Here is an 18,998-nt window from a genome sequence, read left to right on the forward strand (position 1 = left end):
TCGGGTTTTTGTTATTAGGCTGCGTCGTCTTCAGCAGGTTCTTCAGGTTCTACGGGTTCTTCAGGAGCAGGTTCTTTCTCAACTGGCTCTTCAGGCTCCGCTTCAACAGGTGCTTCTTCTTGAGGAGCAGTTTCGGCTTCTTGCTCTTCAGCAGGCGCCTCTTCTTTTTCAGGTTCTTTTTCTTCTTTTTCAGGTGCTTCTTTTTTAGGTTCTTTTTCTTCAGGTTTTGGAGTTGGTTTTGGTTCCGGCTTTGGTTTTGGTTTTGGTGCGGCAATGCTGACGCTGTTGGAGGCAGCAGACTGCTTACCAGTAATATCTACGGCCACAACTACATAACTTCCAGCACCGTTTGCGGTATACGAATTGCTTCTAGATTCTGAAATCGAAGCAACGCGAGACCCGCCTTTATAAACGCGATAGCCAACTACGTCATTTGAACCAGAATTGGTCCATGAAATCGTATTACCACTAATCGAAGCACGAACACCACTTGGAGTAGAACTATCTGCGTTGAACGTAGATCCTGCCACAATAGAAGAAAATCTAGAGTTGCCAGGGAACAATTTGCTAGCGTCTCCACCAAATGGAGCCATCATGCGATCGATATATTTTTTAGAAACGCCAATACCACCGCCTGAAACGAACTCGCTTGGCGTGCTAGAGAATGCGGCATAGCGCTTACCGTTAATTGTTGTATAAGAACCACTTGTCAAACTATCATCTTTTTCCGATGGAATCATAACTTTTTCGTTAAATAAGTCTGAACGCACAAGTCCTGCACTTTGACAGGCTCCACCTGGCGCTAAACCAGAAATTCCACAAAACGACTTAGTAACAACACCTTTAGGCTGTTTGAAAGTTGACTTCGCTCCAACTAAATCAGGAACTGTTTGATAAGTTGTGTTCATTAAGCTTGCCCACAGCTGATTTACACGTACAGATGGCTGTAAATTAGTATTCGGATAAATATCTAGAGAATATTTTTCACTATCATATCCAAGCCATAGACCCATTGTAATGTTTGGATTATAACCAACTAACCAAACATCTTTTGTATCTTGAGTCGTACCAGTCTTACCAGCAAAGTCTGCACCAAAGTTCAATAAGCTATTTGCTCGGTTCGCAGTACCACGATCTGTTTTAAATACGTCTCGCAACATATCGGTTAGAATGTAAGCGGTTTGTGGCGAGTAAATTTCTTTTTCAACCACTTCGTGTTCGAAAATGATATTACCGTCTGCGTCTTCAATTCGTTGAATCATATACGGTTCTACTTTTTTTCCGCCGTTGGCAATAGTGGCATAGCCACTTGTTAGTTCTTCTACAGAGCCTTCAACACCGCCACCTAATGCAGTTGAAGGATAATCATTTGATTTTTCTTCAACACGTGAAAAGCCTGCGTTGATCAAGTAATTGATTGGCATTTGTTCTCTAATTTGTCCGAATAAACGAAGAGCCGGTAAGTTTTGAGATTGTGCTAATGCATCGCGTGCCGACATGATGCCTTGCTCACTTGTTGGAACAAAGTTTGCTGGTGTCCAAGGTTTACCGTTGTCGTTTAAAGTGAATTTAACGTCAACAACTGGGCTACCGGCACCAATTACGCCTAAGTCCAGTGCTGGTCCGTAAACCAATAATGGTTTTACAGTAGAACCGATTGAACGATAAGCTTGTGTTGCATGGTTTAATGCTTCGATTTCATGATCGCGCCCACCGACAAAACTTAAAATACGACCTGTTTTGTTTTCAATCATCATACTTCCAACTTGTACGGGAAGTTTTTTCATGATTTCTTCACCATCTTTATTGGTGGTAGGGATTGTTAATTCTGTGCCGTATCGTGTATAAGCATCTTTAGCTTTTTCATGAGCCAAGTACAAGTCTTTGTTAATGGTTGAGTGAATCCGGTAACCATTTGAACGAACTGCTCGGTCAGCTAAAATTGCATATTTTTCATAAAGTTTATTGTTTTCTTCTAGTGTTATAGGATCTAATCCGTCTTTTTCAGCGAGAACATCCATAAGAATCCGCATGGCTCGTTTTTCAAGTTCGTTTGTGACATAGGGGTTGTTATCGCGTGAACGCGATTCGTCTTTACGGAAGTTTTTCTTAATGTCAAAAGCAATGGCTTCGTCATATTCTTCTTGCGTAATGTATTCTTCTTCTTTCATACGGAAAAGTACGGTCTTCATTCGATCGAGTCCAGGTTGTAAACCAGCATCGTCTTTTACTTTGCCATATGTATTGTATGGCGTGTAATAAAAAGGTGCTTTTGGAATGCCGGCAATAAATGCAGCTTCAGGTAAACTTAAGTCTTTTGCCGACTTGTTGAATATGCCATTAGCTGCTGTTTCGATACCAGCAATATTTGCGCCTGAAGAATTACGGCCATACGGAATAATATTGAGGTATGCTTCAATAATCTCGTCTTTGGTCATAAATTTTTCAAGACGCATCGCCAACAGAATTTCTTTAGCTTTTCGTTCATAAGAAACTTCGTTTGTCAAAATTTGGTTTTTTACGAGTTGCTGCGTCAATGTAGAGCCGCCCGTCTGGCTATCAGCGTTTGAGACATCTTGCAACAATCCACGGAAAATAGCTTTTGGAACTATACCTTCGTGTTCCATAAAGTATTCATCTTCTGTGGCCAACACGGCGTTAATTGCAGTTTTTGAAATATTTTTTAGCGTGGTTTCTTTTCGCTCTAAATCTGTTTGGACTTTTCCGATATAGACATCATTATCGAAAAACATTTCAGTTGTTTCTTCATAACTATAAATTTCTGCACGCATTTCATCTTCAGAACGTAGATTTTCTTCATCTACTAATGAAGCAAAATAACCTGCACCAACAGATGCGGCAAAAACGCCACCTGTGACGAATACAATAGCGAAAATCAATGCTAAGTTCCATATAACACCTGTTGTTATACTCATTCGCTTGAACCATGAGGTTGAAGTCCATCTATTGGTGGTTTTCTCAATGTTATCTATCCAGTTTTTAATTTTTTCACGCACGTTATCGCCCTCCTAAAATCTTTTATAGTATATCATATTCTTATAAATGCCACTAAGCTTATTGACAAGTTGAGATAATAAAGTAAACTGTTACTATATTTCATATTTAAACAGTGAAAGATCCGAAGTAGAGTGTGTAATTTTGTTTAGAGAGCCGGTGTTTGGTGCAAATCGGTCAAAATGCATAAATCGAATTACAGGTCTGGAGTTTACGGAAGTGTCCCGTTTGACACATGATGAGAAGGAGAATTTATTCTCCAAGCTGGGTGGTACCGCGCAATTGCGCCCCTGCATGACTTTTTCATGCAGGGGCTTTTTATGTGGACTTTTATAGCACTCATCGGTTTTTAAAATTTGAGGAGGAATTGAAATGGCTAACAAATTAATTGAAGATTTACAATGGCGTGGATTACTATACCAACAAACGGACGAAGAAGGTATGGAAAAATTATTGAACGAACAAAAAATTTCCTTATACTGTGGAGTCGATCCAACTGCAGATAGTATGCACATTGGACACATTGTGCCGCTATTAACATTACGCCGTTTTCAGATGCATGGTCACCAGCCAATTTTGTTAGTCGGCGGGGCTACTGGGATGATTGGAGATCCTTCAGGACGAAACGAAGAACGTCAATTGCAAACGACTGAACAAATTGATCGCAATGTTGACGGAATCAAAGTCCAAATGGAACAAATTTTTGATTTTAAATCAGAAAACGGAGCAAAAATGGTCAATAACCGTGATTGGATTGGTGCGATGAGCGTTATCGAATTTTTGCGCGATTACGGCAAATTGATTTCAGTTAATTACATGCTCGCTAAAGATTCGGTTGCGTCACGGCTAGAAACAGGAATTTCATTTACAGAGTTTTCATACACGCTGATCCAAGCAATTGACTTTAACCACTTGTACAACGAACACAATTGCCGTATTCAAATTGGTGGATCAGATCAATGGGGCAATATCACTTCAGGTCTTGAAATGATTCGCAAAACACATGACGAAGAAGTAAAGGCATTTGGTATTACCATTCCGCTCGTTACAAAAGCAGACGGTACAAAATTTGGGAAATCAGCGGGTGGGGCTGTATGGTTAGATCCAAAAAAGACAACACCTTATGAGTTTTACCAGTTTTGGATCAATGCAGCTGATGCAGATGTAATCAAATACTTGAAGATTTTTACATTCATTAGCCGTGAAAACATTGAGGCGTTAGAAAAAACGGTTGAAACTGAAGCGCATTTACGCCAAGCGCAAAAAACGCTGGCAGAAGAAATGACAAAACTGATTCACGGGGAAGCTGCACTTGCAGATGCTCAGCGAATTACCAAAGCGTTGTTTAGTGGAGACTTGAAGGCTTTGTCTTCTTTAGAGATGAAAGCCGCATTTAAAGACGTTCCTTCTGTGGAAATGCCAAAAGAAGACAAGTCAATTGTGGACTTGATTGTAGAAGCTGGTATTTCCTCGTCGAAAAGACAAGCGCGTGAAGATGTTACAAATGGTGCAATTTCAGTAAATGGTGAAAAAGTGACAGATTTAGAATACATCATTGATGCGAAAGATCGCTTAGAAGATGTTTTTGCTATTATTCGTCGAGGCAAAAAGAAATACCACATGGTGCACTTTCAATAAAAAATATTCAAAAAAACAGTCAGAATTTTTCTGGCTGTTTTTTTATACTGCCAAACACAATCAATATACGTTTAAATAAGTTGAAAAAGGATAAAATAAGTGGAACGCGATTGACTTTACTAAAACTTCAAGGAGGCGTTAGAAATGTCAAGAGTAGTTGGATTTTATAAAACAGAACACGAAGCCATTCAAGCAATTGAAAATTTGCAGCAACAAGGATATAACAATAAAAAAATCTCAGTATTAAGCAAAGATAATCAAGAAACCGAAACGATTGCTAAAAACACGAAGACATGTGCAGGAAGAGAGGGAGCTACAGGTGGACTAGCTCGAACTCTTAATCGTCTTGGAGTACCAGAGAATAAAGTGGGAATGTATGAAACCCATTTTAATGAAGGTAAAATATTGGTGTTGGTTGAAGAAGATGAAAACACCATACCAAATCGCAGTGGTCAGGACATGTTTACAACAAAACAGGATCTACTTATTGAAAATGACACAGATACAACAATAAGAGCTGGTAAAAGACGGATTGATAATGATCCTTTAAACGCAAGTGGACGTGGACAAGCTGGATTATAAAAAAAGAAAGTCGAACAACAAGCCATCCAATCGAGGATGGCTTGTTGTTCGACTTGTAAGAAGCATGCAACTAGTAGCGCTAACGCTTTACTTTTTTTCTTTAATAAAGCGCGGTAATTTCATCCCTTCAAATTGTTCCGGATGAATTAGTTTCCCTAAACGAATGGCACCTTCAATTAGGCGAGGAGAAGGGCGGCAATACAAATCCTCATCCATCACATGAATGTGATGGATGGCTTTCATATCATTCCAGCCGGGACGTTTTTTAATGAGTTCAGGTTTCACTTTTGACGTTAATATACCAACCCATGCAAGTAGAATATAATCAGGCTGACGCTCTAGTACGTCTGCCCAATTTGTCTGGATATTGGCAGAATCCGTGTCATCGAACAGGTTACGGCCGCCCGTTATGCTGCTAATCTCATTTAACCAGTTAATATTGCCAGGAGTGAAAACTGGCTTTGGCCACCATTCCCAGTATAGAGAAGGACGACTGTTTGCTTTGTGTCCACGTGATTGGATATCTGCAATAACAGATAAATATTCAGCGTGGATAGCCGTTGCATCAATTCCGCAAGCTTCAGCTACTTTTAATAAGTCTTGTCCAATTTCAGTAAGTGATTGTGGATCCAAAACGAGGTGAGGGATTTTTCGTCGTACTAATTCATCAACGTTTTTCTCCATTCCTGGAACACTAAGTGAGGCTAGTACCAAATCCGGTTTTAACGCTTCTAATTCATCCATACGAATAGATAAATCGGGTCCAAGTTTTGGCAAAGTTGTAATGTTTTGTGGCCAATCTGAATAATCATCAACACCCACTAACATGTGTTCAGCGTTTAAAAATGCCAATAGTTCTGTATTACTTGGGCAAATTGAAATAATACGCATTTAGTTCCACCTCCATTTTGTTTAGTTTACCATGATACAAGAAAAGTTTTCCTGGTAATCGCTGTAATAACTTAAAAACCCTATAGTGAAAGTAAAGAGAAGGTTAATTTTGATTGTGTTAGTTGATTGATACGTGTGGTTCTAGTAGAAATGGGCACTTTATATATGAATACGAGTGAAATTGATAAGACAGCGGTGTGGGAGATTGCGAAGTCGCAGAGGAATTAGTGAATCGTAGGATCCTTGTCGATTTAAAGCAATAGCTAGTTGTGAAGAAAAGTTTATTGATTTGTCAGGTGTACTCAAAGTTGATACGATGATTGCTCAAACGGCAAGTGCAACTGGGTATTACATTTATTGATATTGAAGTATATAATACGCTTGCTCAAATATTAAAGCAAAAAAATATGAATTCTCCATAAAAACATCCAGAATTCGTGATAAGACTTTATTAGTGCGATGCGACAGCATGTTTGCAAACTGCTCGAACACTATATGAATAAAAAAAACCCATCAAAACCGTTGAATGAACAAAGGTTTGATGGGTTTTTGAAATCAATTTTAAATTAACGTGAGTAGTACTCAACGATCAACTGTTCATTGATTTCAGCAGACAATTCGCTGCGTTCTGGTAAGCGTACAAAAGTTCCTGTTTTGCTATCAGTATCGATAGTTACGTATTCAGGAATAAAGTTGTTTACTTCGATTGCTTCGTTTACTACATCAAGGTTAGTTGATTTTTCGCGGAAAGCAATTGCTTGTCCTGGTTTCACGCTGAATGACGGAATGTCAACGCGTTTGCCATCAACAAGGATGTGACCGTGGTTTACGATTTGACGAGCTTGGCGACGAGTGCGCGCAAGACCTAAACGGTAAACAACGTTATCAAGGCGAGTCTCAAGAAGGATCATGAAGTTTTCACCATGTTTGCCTTCCATTTTACCAGCTTTGTTAAACAACGTTTTGAACTGACGTTCGTTTACTCCGTACATAAAGCGTAGTTTTTGCTTTTCTTGTAGTTGCAAACCATATTCAGAAACTTTTCTGCGTTGGTTAGCACCGTGTTGACCTGGTGCGTAAGGGCGTTTTTCTAATTCTTTACCTGTACCTGTAAGTGAAATTCCTAAGCGGCGTGAAAGTTTCCATGATGGACCTGTATAACGAGACATGTAAGTCTCCTCCTCTATTTTTGGTTTTTAGAGTAAAATAAAAACCAGATGCATTCATGCTGTAAGCCATTTTATATTCTTGTACCTTCGCTCAGCAGCCAAAGAGTTACGCGATACACCTACTATGAGGAACAAAATGGACAAACACGCACATACAACTGCTGCGATTATTTTACACAAAGCATAGTATAACTGATTTTGTAAGCTTAAGTCAACAGCGAGCTAGAGAATTAAGTAGCAAAGGTAGCTTTCTTTTTTTTATCGTTCAAGGTAGAATGGTAGTGAGTATATATGTAAGCGTTTTCAATAAGAACGAAAGGATGTAGTGTACAATGAAAGAAAAAGAAATGAAGATTGAAACAGCAGTCATCCATAAAGGCTATGACAGCTCCAACCATCATGATAGTTTGGTGACACCGCTTTATCAAACTTCAACTTATTCATTTGCTAATGCAGAACAAGGAGAAGATCGTTTTGCAGGAAACAGCGAAGGCAATATTTATTCGCGACTTGGTAATCCGACAGTTCGTGTGCTTGAAGAGCGAATGACAGAAATTGAGGGAGGTCAAGGTGCATTAGCTTTTGGGTCCGGGATGGCTTCGGTTAGTGCAATTTTGATTTATTTAACAAAGGCTGGAGATCACGTTCTTTGTTCGAGAGGGATATATGGATGTACGTTTGGTTTGCTTGAAATAATGGAAGAAAAATATGGCATTACGCATGATTTAGTTTCGATGACAACAGAAGAAGAAGTAGAAAAAGCAATTCGTCCAGAAACGGTGTGTATTTATGTCGAAACACCAATAAACCCAACAATGGAGTTAGTCAATCTTGAAGCGGTAGTGGCTGTTGCGAATAAACATAATATCCGTGTCATTGTGGATAACACGTTTTGTTCACCGTATTTGCAAAATCCAATCCGAATGGGAGCCGATTTTGTTTTGCACAGCGCGACTAAATATTTGAACGGTCATGGAGATGTAGTTGGTGGTGTTTTAGTTGGAAGTGATGCAGAAGAAATGCAACATATTCGCATGACGGTACAAAAAGATGTGGGTGGCATTATGTCTCCATTTGATGCATGGCTGTTGTTAAGAGGATTAAAAACATTACATGTTCGCATGGATCGACACGTTAGCAATGCCAAAACAATAGTGGCGTTTTTAAAACAGCAAGAAATTGTTGAAAATATCTATTATCCATTTGATGAAAATCACCCGCAAGTTGACATTGCGAAACGTCAAATGCGCGAAGGTGGCGGGTTGATTTCGTTTGAAATTAGAGGCGGAAAAAAAGAAGCACAAGCTTTCTTAAACGCTTTGTCGTTGATCAAGATCGCAGTTAGTCTTGGCGATGCTGAAACATTGATTCAGCACCCAGCAACCATGACTCATGCAGTCGTGCCTCCTGAAAGCAGACAAGCAATGGGTATTAGTGATTCTTTATTGCGCTTGTCGATTGGACTGGAACACACAGATGACTTAGTCAATGATTTAAGCAAAGCATTCGAGCAAGTAAAACCAAAGCTTCAAGAAATTTAATGAAAAGACCCGAAACTCAAAAACTGAGTTTCGGGTCTTTCTTCTGTTATAGATGTTTCATTAATACGTCTACGAAAAGTTCAAGACCTTGCTGATCTTCTTTCGTAAAACGATTTGTCTCTGGACTGTCGATATCTAGCACACCGATTACTTGATCTTCTTTCATTAAAGGAATGACGATTTCTGAACGAGAAGCTGCATCACAAGCAATGTGGCCAGGGAATGCTTGAACGTCTTCAACTAACATGGTTTTTTTGTCGGAAACGGCCGTGCCACAAACACCTTTTCCGACTGCAATGCGAACACAAGCTGGAAGACCTTGGAAAGGACCAAGAACGAGTTCGCCATCTTCCATCAAATAAAACCCGACCCAGTTAATGCGTTCTAAAAATTGATTAAGTAAAGCTGAAGCATTACTCAAGTTTGCGATGCTGTTATTTTCACCTTCTAACAAAGCATCTAGTTGCTTTGAAAGCATCGTGTACTGTTCACTACTGTTACCGCTGTAACTTGTTTGTGTAAACATAAGAATTTCCCTCATTTCTATTTGTTCCTACTGTTGCTAAAAGTTTAACCTGCTCAACTTAAATAAGTATAAAATTTATCGTAATGCTTATGCAAGTCATTGACATTATGAGCATCTGATCCAAAGACGAGTGGGATGCCTAGTGATTTAGCATAGTCAATATAAGAAAGCGGTGGGTATGCTTCTTGGCAATCAGTTTTTGAAAGTCCAGCACCGTTGACATCAAGTTCGAAATTATTTGTTTTCATCAATTGCAAAGTTCGACGAATTTGTGCATCGTCATCCAGTTGTTCACCATGTGCTAACTGAAATTTATGGATCAATGTTGGGTGACCGATGCGTTTTGGTTTAAAGTGACCAAGATCTGCAGAAATTGACTTTTCAAGTGTGTCATAATAAAGTGCATAAGCAGCTTCTACAGAACCACAAGCAGCTGTGAGTTCTGCAAATACTTCTTTACTAAAGTCAGCACAAAAATAGCGGTTTGCTACTTTTAGAAAATGAACTGATAAAATGGTGTCGTCGAGTGCAGGACCAACGCCATCTAAAAAAGAACGTACTTCTTTTTCGAAACCTTCAATATAATCCACTTCTAATCCTAAACGAATATGAATTTCACGTTGATATTGTTTTTTTAAGTGTGTTATTTCATCTATATACAACGATAGCTGATCCATACTCATGCAGCTGTCTTGTGCAGGAGTTGGATCTGTGAAGTTGGAAGGAAGAGGCGCATGCTCAGTAAAAGAAATATCCGTAAATCCGGACTTTATTGCTTTTTTAATATACAATTCAGTTGAGTCTTTTGTCCCGTGCGGACAAAAGGGAGTATGAATGTGACCATCTCGTTTCATAAAGGCACCTCTTTTCTATTTATTAAAAAATATAATCGATTTTCTTCTAATTTGGCAAACAAAAGAGTAGAATACATGTTAAAATAGATGAATCATGAATACATTTACGTATAACTGGTAATGTGATTTTGGAACAGGGGGCTATGTGACTTATGATGGAGTATATCATCATTGCGGTCATCATTCTATTGGCGATAACAATCATTGGGTTTATGTTTCGTAAAAAACATTTAGCTGAAATTGAACGCTTGGAACAGTTAAAACTGCAAATACAAAACAAACCGATACTTGAAGAACTCACTAAAGTAAAACAATTAAATTTAAATGGTCAGACCGAAGAAATGTTCGAACGCTGGCGCAATGTATGGACTGAAATTATGGATGTGCATATTCCGAAAATTGATGCTTCACTATACGATGCCGAAGAGGCAATCAATCGTTTCAGGTTTAGCAAAGCATCAAAACTCGAGCAAGATACAGAAGTTAAAATCGATAATGTAGATCAAGAAATGAATACCATATTAGTGGAGCTTGAAGAATTGATTGGTAGTGAAGAAAAAAATCGAAGTGAAATCGATCTTATTCAAGAAAAATACTTACGCGCACGCAAAAATCTATTGGCTCATCAACAAACTTATGGTGCAGCGGGCCAACCACTCGAGAAAAAACTGGAATCGTTTATTCCATTATTTGATGAATACGAAAAGTTAACGGATGAAGGCAACTACTTGAAAGCGCGGGAAATCGTCATTAATTTATCTTCAGAAGGCGAAGAAGCATTTTTACTTGTCGATGATATCCCACCATTATTAGTGGAAGTTCAAACAAAAATCCCTTCCCATGTTGCTGAATTGCGCCAAGGAAAAGTGGAAATGGAAGAAAATTCATATTACCTTGGGCATTTAGAGTTAACCTTGCAATTAGATGAAATCGAAGAAGAGTTGGCAGCAATCAAGGGAAATATCGCCAACTTGGAAATCGTTCAATCAAAAATAGCGGTAGAAAAAATCAAAGATCGTATCGATTCATTTTATGAAATGCTAGAAAAAGAAGTTGAAGCGAAGCATTATGTAGACGAGTACTGCATTGAAACTGAACGCCATTTAGAAGTTGTCGCACGTGACACACAAGAAATGGAAGAAGAATCTAGATATGTTCAGCATAGCTATAAAATCAGTGAAAATGAAGCTGCGATTCCGAAGTCTTGTATGGACAAAATGGAGCAATTGGCAAAACGTTTTGAACTGCTCGTGTCACGCTTGAAAGAAGATCAATCTGCTTATTCCAGTCTGCAAGAAGAATTGATTCACATTCGTGAGGATTTATCAATTGTCGACTCGACACAAATTGATTTTATGACAGCACTCAAAAGTTTACGTATTGATGAAAATAATGCTCGTGCGACTGTCGAACAGCTCAAACGCAAACTGCAAGAAACAGACCGTCTTTTGCATAAAGCCAATATCCCTGGAATTCCAGAAGATATGGATGTTCGTTTAGAAGAAGCTGAAGAACAGTTATTTGTAACGATTCAAACGTTGCGCGAAATTCCATTAAATATTAAACTTGTGGATAATTATTTAGAACAAGCTGAAAAAAGTGTGAATGAAGGCTATGAAAAAGCAATTGAACTGGTTGAGAACGTTTTGTTAATTGAGCGAATCATTCAGTATGGTAATCGATACCGTAAATCGGATCTTCAACTAGATGCGAAACTTGAAGAAGCTGAAGAATCATTCAGACAGCTTCGTTATACAAAAGCATTAGAAGAAGCCGCAACAGCCGTTGAAAACTTTGAACCGGGTTCAATGAAACAAATTGAAGTATTGGTAAAAGAAGACGCTGCAGAAATTTAAAAAACGGAAAACCACTAGCTAATATGCTGGTGGTTTTCTTTTCGGAGGTAGAATAGTGATTTATTTGGATAATAGTGCAACAACAAAGCCCAAAAAAGAAGTGTTGGATGCATTTGTGAAAGTGAACGAACAGTTTTACGCCAACCCAGCATCTCTCCATGAAATGGGCAATCAAGCAGAAGATTTACTAGAATCAGCCCGTAGTCAATTAAAAGAATTGCTACATATGAAAAAAATTGTGTTTACTTCAGGCGGTACAGAAGCGAATAATTTGGCATTGATTGGTACAGCTCGAAACTACCAGCACCGTGGCAAACACATCATCACTTCTGAAACAGAACATCCATCAGTATTGAAGACTCTTGCTATTTTAGAACAAGAAGGGTTCGAAGTGACGAGGTTGTCTGTTGGAGACACGGGTGAAATTAGTATGGAAAAGTTGAAGAAATCTTTACGAAACGATACGATTCTAGTATCGCTTATGCATGTAAACAATGAAATCGGGACTATCCATCCAATTGCAGACATAGCTCGATTGTTACGAAAACGTCGTATTTTTTTCCATGTAGATGCTATTCAAAGCATTGGCAAACTCGAATTTGATTCTACAGCTATGCCAAATTTGTTGTCTGTATCAGGCCATAAAATACATGGGCTCAAAGGTAGTGGGTTATTAGCCTACTCAGATGTAGAAATAAAAGCAGTTCAATTTGGAGGGGGTCAAGAATTTGGCAACCGGAGTGGTACGGTTTCTGTTCCAAATGCAGTCGCTTTAGCAAAAGCGTTGCGGTTAACATCACCTCATCCGCTGATTTCCAAATGGAATCATGAACTGCGTCAGTTTTTTTCATCATTTAATGGAGTAAAAATTATTAGTCCAAAGCAAGCTGCTTCTCATATACTGGCAATTGCAGTGAAAGGGACTAAAGGCGAAATTATCGTATCGGGTTTACAAAAAGAGTTAATTATTGTCTCTACTTCAAGTGCATGCTCTTCTAAAAACAATCAAGAAAGTCCAGTTATTCAAGCAATTGGCGTGCCACGTGAGTTTAAAGATGGTGTGATACGTATTAGCTTTGGTGAATTTACAACAGAACAAGACATTATCGCATTTAAAAAAGCATTTCAACGGGTATACCGTGTGATTAAAGGAGTTTAACTTTTATGAAAACCAACCAAATTCTTGTACGCTATGGCGAATTATCAACAAAAGGCAAGAATCGCAGTTCATTTATTGGCAGACTACGTGATAATGTTAGACAAACCTTTTCTGATTTAAAGCAAATACGCATAAAAGCAGAACGTGACCGCATGTTCATTACATCAGACAATGAGCAAGAACTGGCTCAAGTGATTGAACGTTTGCCATTTGTATTCGGTATTCAGTCGTTTAGTCCAGTTACTGCTTGCAACTTAGATATGGACATGATGAAAAAAACAGCAGAAGTAGTGATTGCTAAATTAGACAATACCGATAAAAGTTTTAAAGTATCGGTGAAACGACCATTCAAAGCATTTCCTCATGACAAACTAGAAATTATGAAAGAAATCAGTACTTATGTATTAAAAGAATTTCCGAATTTAAAAGTTCAAATGAAAAATCCTGAAATTGATTTAAAAATAGAAGTGCGTGAAGAAGCTGTGTACATGATGGCAGAGGTTATTAAAGGAGCAGGTGGCTTACCCGTAGGAGCAAGTGGCAAAGCGTTGTTAATGCTATCAGGAGGACTTGATAGTCCAGTTGCAGGGTATCATATGTTAAAACGTGGCGTTCGCTTAGAACTTATTCATTTTTTTAGCCCACCATTTACGAATGACCGAGCTAAAGAAAAAGTGTATGATTTGGCAGAGCGTTTGTCGCAGTTTGGATCATCGGTTAATTTACACATCATTCCGTTCACGAATCTGCAACAAGAAGTCCACAAGCAAGTACCCGATAATATTACAATGACTTCAACACGTCGAATGATGATGCGCGTTGCTGATTTGGTGCTAGCCGAGACGAATTGTCGGGCTATTGTTACAGGAGAAAGCTTAGGACAAGTAGCAAGTCAAACGTTGGAAAGTCTACAGGCTATTAATGCTGTGACAAATACTCCTATTTTGCGTCCATTAATTGCGACTGATAAATTGGAGATTATTGAAACTGCTCAGCAAATTGACACGTATGATATTTCCATTCGACCTTTTGAAGATTGTTGCACAATTTTTACACCAGCAAACCCTAAAATTCGGCCTAAACTTGAAAAAGTCGAGTACTACGAAAATTTTGTGTCTTTTGATGAATTAATTAAAAAAGCTGTAGCAGAAAGAGAAACGATTAAATTCCCACGCACTAAAGTAGATCAGTTTGAAGGTCTTTTATAAATGTAGAGATTCCTTGTTTAAGGAGTCTTTTTTTTTATTGGGATTACAACAAAAACTGTTGGAATTGCTTTCTAGAAAAAAATAGCTCGAAATGAAAAAAGTTAAATTGTATGAATAATTAATTTTTTATTGTATGATGATACAAGAATAACAATTACATTTAAAACAAAGGGGAAATTAGCTTGAAAAGAGAAGAACTAATAGCACCCGAGTCATACAACTTAGTGGAAGAAGTTGAACGCTTTGCAACAGGAGACAGCAAGCTAGCGATTCTTTGGGAAAATGATGAAGGAAAAAAACAACAACTTACATATGATGAATTGATAAAACGTGCAAATCGTGCAGCAAATAGCTTTGAAAAAGCAGGGCTAGTCAAAGGTGACATAGTACTTGTTATGATACCGCGCCTTATTGAAGCGTATGTTGCATATATTGGTGCATTAAAAGCGGGGTTAGCGGTAATTCCAAGTTCCGAAATGCTCCGAGCAAAAGATATTGCTTATCGTCTACGTCATAGTGATGCAAAAGCTGTGATTGCGTATGAACCATTTATGGATCAATTTGAAAGCGTTAAAGAAATGGACAATGTAGTAAAATTTGTTATTGGAAATTCAGATCAATCGTGGATTTCTTTGCTAAGTGAAATGGAAAACGCATCAGATGAATACAGCACACCTGCAACTAAAAAAGACGACATGGCATTCTTGTCTTATACTTCTGGTACAACTGGTAACCCAAAGGGTGTGGTTCACAGTCATGGCTGGGCATATGCGCATCTCCGTACTTCAGCGGAGCACTGGCTTGGTGCAAAAGAAGGAGACACAGTTTGGGCAACTGCGAGTCCAGGATGGCAAAAATGGATTTGGAGTCCGTTTTTAGCAACACTTGGCAGTGGTGCAACAGGATTTGTTTACAATGGTAAATTCGATCCGGCTGTGTACTTACAACTGCTAGAAACGCGTAAAATCAATGTGCTTTGCTGTACACCCACAGAGTACAGACTAATGGCCAAACAAAAAAATTTAGAGAAATACGATTTATCTGCTTTGCACAGTGCCGTATCAGCAGGCGAGCCATTAAATGCAGAAGTGATTAATGTTTTTAAAGAATATTTTTCGCTAGAAGTACGAGACGGCTATGGCCAAACTGAAAATACATTGCTGGTGGGTGTTATGAAAGGTATGGAGTCACGTATTGGATCGATGGGCAAACCAACACCTGGCAATGACGTAGAAATTATTAATGATTCTGGCACGCCATGTAGAGTGGGCGAAGTTGGAGATATTGCAGTTCACGTTGAAACACCGGCGTTATTCAAAGAGTATTTTAAAGATCCTGAACGCACGAGTATGCAATTCCGTGGAGACTATTACATAACAGGTGATCGAGCGTCAAAAGACCAAGATGGCTATTTTTGGTTTGAAGGACGTGGAGATGATATCATTATTTCAGCAGGTTATACAATTGGACCTTTTGAAGTAGAAGATGCTTTAGTTAAACATCCGGCTGTTCAGGAATGTGCAGTAGTCGGAGCACCAGATGAAGTGCGAGGTACGATCGTTAAAGCATTTATTGTATTAGTCGAAGGCCAGACAGCTTCGGAGGAATTAGTAAAAGAGTTACAAAACCATGTAAAAAAGTTAACTGCACCTTATAAATACCCACGTGCGATTGACTTTCTAGCAGAATTGCCAAAAACGGCTTCTGGTAAAATCCGCCGTGTGGAACTCCGTCAACAAGTAGACACAAAAAAATAACTGTAGACAAAACATGGCATCTCTTTTCTGAGAAAAAGAGATGCCATGTTTTGTCTTGAATTTGAGCAAGAATTGCTAGTGAGTGTTTTTGAAATAGAGTTTATCTTTATTTACTTTCTGTAACTAGGAAGCCTATAATGAGACTATTATTTCGGAATATAAAATTTAATAAAGAATGGTGCGCGATACAGGATGGTAGATTCAAAAAAAGGTGTTTTGGTTATTGTTTTAACGTATACGATGTGGGGATTTATGCCGATTTTTTGGAAACAAATTTCTCATGTCCCTGCAGATGAAGTATTGGCTGCACGAATTATCTGGTCTTTTTTATTGACACTGGGCTTTATTCTTCTATTTAATGGAGGACGTCAATTATGGTTAGATTTAAAAGAGTTATGGTCATCGAAAAAGCAGTTTTTTTTGTTAATGCTGGCGTCGTTTTTGATTTCAATAAACTGGTTTTTATACGTTTTTGCAGTCTCTCATGACCGGATTGTCGAAACAAGCTTAGGTTATTATATCAATCCGTTAATATCTATGTTATTGGGTGCTATTTTTCTAAAAGAAAAATTGTCACCAGCTATAAAAATCGCATTCTTATTAGCTGCAACAGGCGTATTGATCTTAACAATTTCTTTTGGCTCGTTACCACTTCTTGCACTTGGTATGGCTTTTAGTTTTGCGTTTTATGGGCTAATCAAAAAAACTATTCGTTTAGATGCGCTGCGCGGATTAGCAATTGAAACTTTATTTGTTTTTCCACTTGCAATTGGATATTACTTCTACCTGATGTCGGTTGATCGTCTTTCTTTTTTGGAAGTGGGATTGTCGACAGATGTTTTTTTAATCGCTAGTGGTTTGGTTACAGCTTTCCCATTATTATTGTTTGCGATAGGTGCTCCGCTTATTCCTTTGTACATGGTTGGGTTTTTACAATATATTGCTCCTTCTTTAATGTTAGTAATAGGTGTATTTATCTACGGAGAAGCTTTTGATACAGTGAATATCATTTCCTTTTCATTAATTTGGAGTGCCTTAATCTTGTTTACCTCTTCAAAAATTATTGAAGCTCGAGGAATTCGAAAGGCGAATAAGAAAATTTCGGTTTAAACTTGATTTCATGAAACATTTTGGTGTTTATCACGTATAGTACTGAGTAGTAACTTAGGAAGGAATGGTGTACATGAATACGAAACGGTGGATCGCTTTAATAGTGGCTGCAGCTGTATTAGGAATTTCAGTCGTCATCAACTCAGCATTTGCTTTTCTTCAAGGAAGCTTTGCGGAAAGCATTGATGAAATGATGGCAACGACACAATCGAGCGTCTCTGAAGTGGTTCTAGAAAGTGGAGATATTGATTCTCGTGTTGCTGTTTTAAATGTAGAAGGTGTTATCCAAGATACGGGAAACACATCATCGCTATTTGGAACAAGTGGCTACAACCATTCATTTTTTATGGAACAGTTAGAAAATATTAAAGAAGACCCTTCTGTTAAAGCGGTCGTTCTTGCTGTCAATTCTCCAGGCGGTGGTGTTGTCGAGTCTGCAGAAATTTATGACAAAATCACTGAAATTCAAGAAGAAACAAAAAAACCATTTTACGTGTCGATGGGTGCAATGGCAGCTTCAGGAGGGTATTACATTGCAGCACCAGCAGATAAAATTTTTGTGAACGAAGAAACCTTAACAGGTTCAATTGGTGTTATTATGCAAAGCGTTAATTATGGCGAACTAGCAGAGCGGTACGGTGTAGATTTCGTCACAATCAAATCAGGTCCATATAAAGATATCATGAGTCCAACGCGTGAAATGACAGAAGACGAACGTGCGCTGCTTCAAGAAATGCTGGATGACTCGTATGAGTCATTTGTAGATGTAATTGAAGAAGGCCGTGACATGACAGAAAAAGAAGTCAAAGCTGTAGCGGATGGTCGAATCATGAATGGTCGTCAAGCAGTAGAAGCTAATTTAGCTGATGCTATTGGATTTGAAGAAGATGTGATCGAGCAAGTAAAAGCGGATTATGATTTAGGTAATGCAGAAGTATTTCAATATGGGGCTTCTGAAGGTTGGGGTTCTCTACTATCGATGAAAATGAATTCTTTTTTTGGTAACGATATCGAAACACAAATGATTTCAAAACTACTTACTGAATACAGTTCTCCACGTATGATGTATTTATACGGTGATAAATAAGGAGGGACAACGATGACAGACCATGAAACAACAAATGCTGTTGAAGTGGAAGTCACACCACTTGCTCAAGTACCCACTTATCGAGAAGTTCTTATTTATGAGCGGAAACCAGCTGGATTTTGGGTTCGATTCTGGGCTTATTTAATTGATTTGCTAGTAGTTGGAGGCTTAACGTCTATTTTAGCGAAGCCAGTCTTTGCTTTAATTGGTATGGAGACAACGGAAATTCCATGGTATGCACCGTATGCGATTGTATCGGGTGTTATTTTTTATGGCTATTTTGTAATGATGACAAAATTTCTTGGACAAACCGTCGGGAAAATGATCATCGGCATCCGTGTAATCTCTTTAAAATCGGATAATCTTTCAATTGGGACAGTGTTGTTTCGTGAATGGATTGGTCGCTTTATTTCGGTGACCATTTTACCGCTTTATTGGATTATTGGCTTTACTCCTTTAAAACAAGGCATTCACGACTTTATCGCGGATACAACAGTAGTCCATGAAGAATCATTCCGTAAAAACCAAGTAGTAAAGAAAAAACCTACAGAGGGATCTGAGTTGCAAGAGACCCAAGCCTTTTAGTATGATGAAACTATATTGAA

General features: G+C 38.4%; 15 protein-coding genes and 1 other annotated feature. Of the genes, 10 read left to right on the plus strand and 5 right to left on the minus strand.

Features of this window, described 5'->3' with window-relative positions; genetic code table 11:
- Positions 1 to 14: 14 nt before the first annotated feature.
- Entirely contained in the window at positions 15 to 3,017 is a 3,003-nt protein-coding gene (locus tag I858_RS06340) for a transglycosylase domain-containing protein (RefSeq protein WP_065524328.1), read from the minus strand.
- Positions 3,018 to 3,121: 104 nt separating this feature from the next.
- Positions 3,122 to 3,310: a binding site (T-box leader), on the plus strand.
- A gap of 77 nt (positions 3,311 to 3,387) precedes the next feature.
- On the opposite strand from I858_RS06340, the gene tyrS reads away from it, so the two are divergent.
- Positions 3,388 to 4,653, plus strand: coding sequence for a tyrosine--tRNA ligase (tyrS, locus tag I858_RS06345; protein WP_065524327.1), 1,266 nt, complete (start codon positions 3,388 to 3,390; stop codon positions 4,651 to 4,653).
- Between the two features lie 144 nt (positions 4,654 to 4,797).
- Positions 4,798 to 5,235: a YflT domain-containing protein gene (locus I858_RS06350; protein ID WP_065524326.1), complete on the plus strand. Its 438-nt coding sequence runs from the start codon at positions 4,798 to 4,800 to the stop codon at positions 5,233 to 5,235.
- Between the two features lie 87 nt (positions 5,236 to 5,322).
- Here the strand turns inward: I858_RS06350 and I858_RS06355 are convergent, their stop codons facing one another.
- A complete protein-coding gene (locus tag I858_RS06355) occupies positions 5,323 to 6,126 on the minus strand; it encodes a cobalamin-binding protein (RefSeq protein ID WP_065524325.1) in 804 nt (267 codons plus the stop codon).
- Between the two features lie 566 nt (positions 6,127 to 6,692).
- Positions 6,693 to 7,295 carry a 30S ribosomal protein S4 gene (gene rpsD / locus I858_RS06360; protein ID WP_065524324.1) on the minus strand — a complete coding sequence of 201 codons (603 nt, stop codon included), beginning with the start codon at positions 7,293 to 7,295 and terminating at the stop codon, positions 6,693 to 6,695.
- A gap of 332 nt (positions 7,296 to 7,627) precedes the next feature.
- On the opposite strand from rpsD, the gene megL reads away from it, so the two are divergent.
- The gene (megL, locus tag I858_RS06365) at positions 7,628 to 8,836 is read left to right on the plus strand and encodes a methionine gamma-lyase (RefSeq protein WP_065524323.1); all 1,209 of its coding nucleotides are present in this window, start codon (positions 7,628 to 7,630) and stop codon (positions 8,834 to 8,836) included.
- Positions 8,837 to 8,882: 46 nt separating this feature from the next.
- Here megL and I858_RS06370 read toward each other — a convergent pair whose 3' ends face one another.
- Entirely contained in the window at positions 8,883 to 9,362 is a 480-nt protein-coding gene (locus I858_RS06370) for a GAF domain-containing protein (RefSeq protein WP_065524322.1), read from the minus strand.
- A gap of 53 nt (positions 9,363 to 9,415) precedes the next feature.
- Positions 9,416 to 10,216: a histidinol-phosphatase HisJ gene (gene hisJ, locus I858_RS06375; RefSeq protein WP_065524321.1), complete on the minus strand. Its 801-nt coding sequence runs from the start codon at positions 10,214 to 10,216 to the stop codon at positions 9,416 to 9,418.
- Positions 10,217 to 10,368: 152 nt separating this feature from the next.
- Between hisJ and ezrA the strand changes: the two genes are divergently transcribed.
- The 7 genes from ezrA to I858_RS06410 all read left to right on the plus strand — a co-directional run bounded on the left by ezrA (position 10,369) and on the right by I858_RS06410 (position 18,978).
- Positions 10,369 to 12,072, plus strand: a complete 1,704-nt coding sequence (gene ezrA / locus I858_RS06380; protein ID WP_065524320.1) for a septation ring formation regulator EzrA — start codon at positions 10,369 to 10,371, stop codon at positions 12,070 to 12,072.
- 55 nt (positions 12,073 to 12,127) lie between these two features.
- Positions 12,128 to 13,231, plus strand: a complete 1,104-nt coding sequence (locus tag I858_RS06385) for a cysteine desulfurase family protein (protein ID WP_065524319.1) — start codon at positions 12,128 to 12,130, stop codon at positions 13,229 to 13,231.
- Positions 13,232 to 13,236: 5 nt separating this feature from the next.
- Positions 13,237 to 14,439 (plus strand): tRNA uracil 4-sulfurtransferase ThiI, encoded by a 1,203-nt coding sequence (gene thiI, locus I858_RS06390; RefSeq protein WP_065524318.1) that lies wholly within the window; start codon positions 13,237 to 13,239, stop codon positions 14,437 to 14,439.
- A 182-nt stretch (positions 14,440 to 14,621) separates the two neighbouring features.
- Complete coding sequence (mbcS, locus tag I858_RS06395) at positions 14,622 to 16,196, plus strand: acyl-CoA synthetase MbcS (protein ID WP_065524317.1); 1,575 nt, start codon at positions 14,622 to 14,624, stop codon at positions 16,194 to 16,196.
- A 192-nt stretch (positions 16,197 to 16,388) separates the two neighbouring features.
- Complete coding sequence (gene rarD, locus I858_RS06400; RefSeq protein ID WP_065524316.1) at positions 16,389 to 17,306, plus strand: EamA family transporter RarD; 918 nt, start codon at positions 16,389 to 16,391, stop codon at positions 17,304 to 17,306.
- A 73-nt stretch (positions 17,307 to 17,379) separates the two neighbouring features.
- Positions 17,380 to 18,393 (plus strand): signal peptide peptidase SppA, encoded by a 1,014-nt coding sequence (gene sppA, locus I858_RS06405; RefSeq protein ID WP_065524315.1) that lies wholly within the window; start codon positions 17,380 to 17,382, stop codon positions 18,391 to 18,393.
- Positions 18,394 to 18,405: 12 nt separating this feature from the next.
- Positions 18,406 to 18,978 carry an RDD family protein gene (locus I858_RS06410; protein ID WP_065524314.1) on the plus strand — a complete coding sequence of 191 codons (573 nt, stop codon included), beginning with the start codon at positions 18,406 to 18,408 and terminating at the stop codon, positions 18,976 to 18,978.
- Positions 18,979 to 18,998: the final 20 nt, after the last annotated feature.

Origin of the sequence: Planococcus versutus (assembly GCF_001186155.3) — a bacterium.
In the GTDB taxonomy this organism is placed as follows: domain Bacteria; phylum Bacillota; class Bacilli; order Bacillales_A; family Planococcaceae; genus Planococcus; species Planococcus versutus.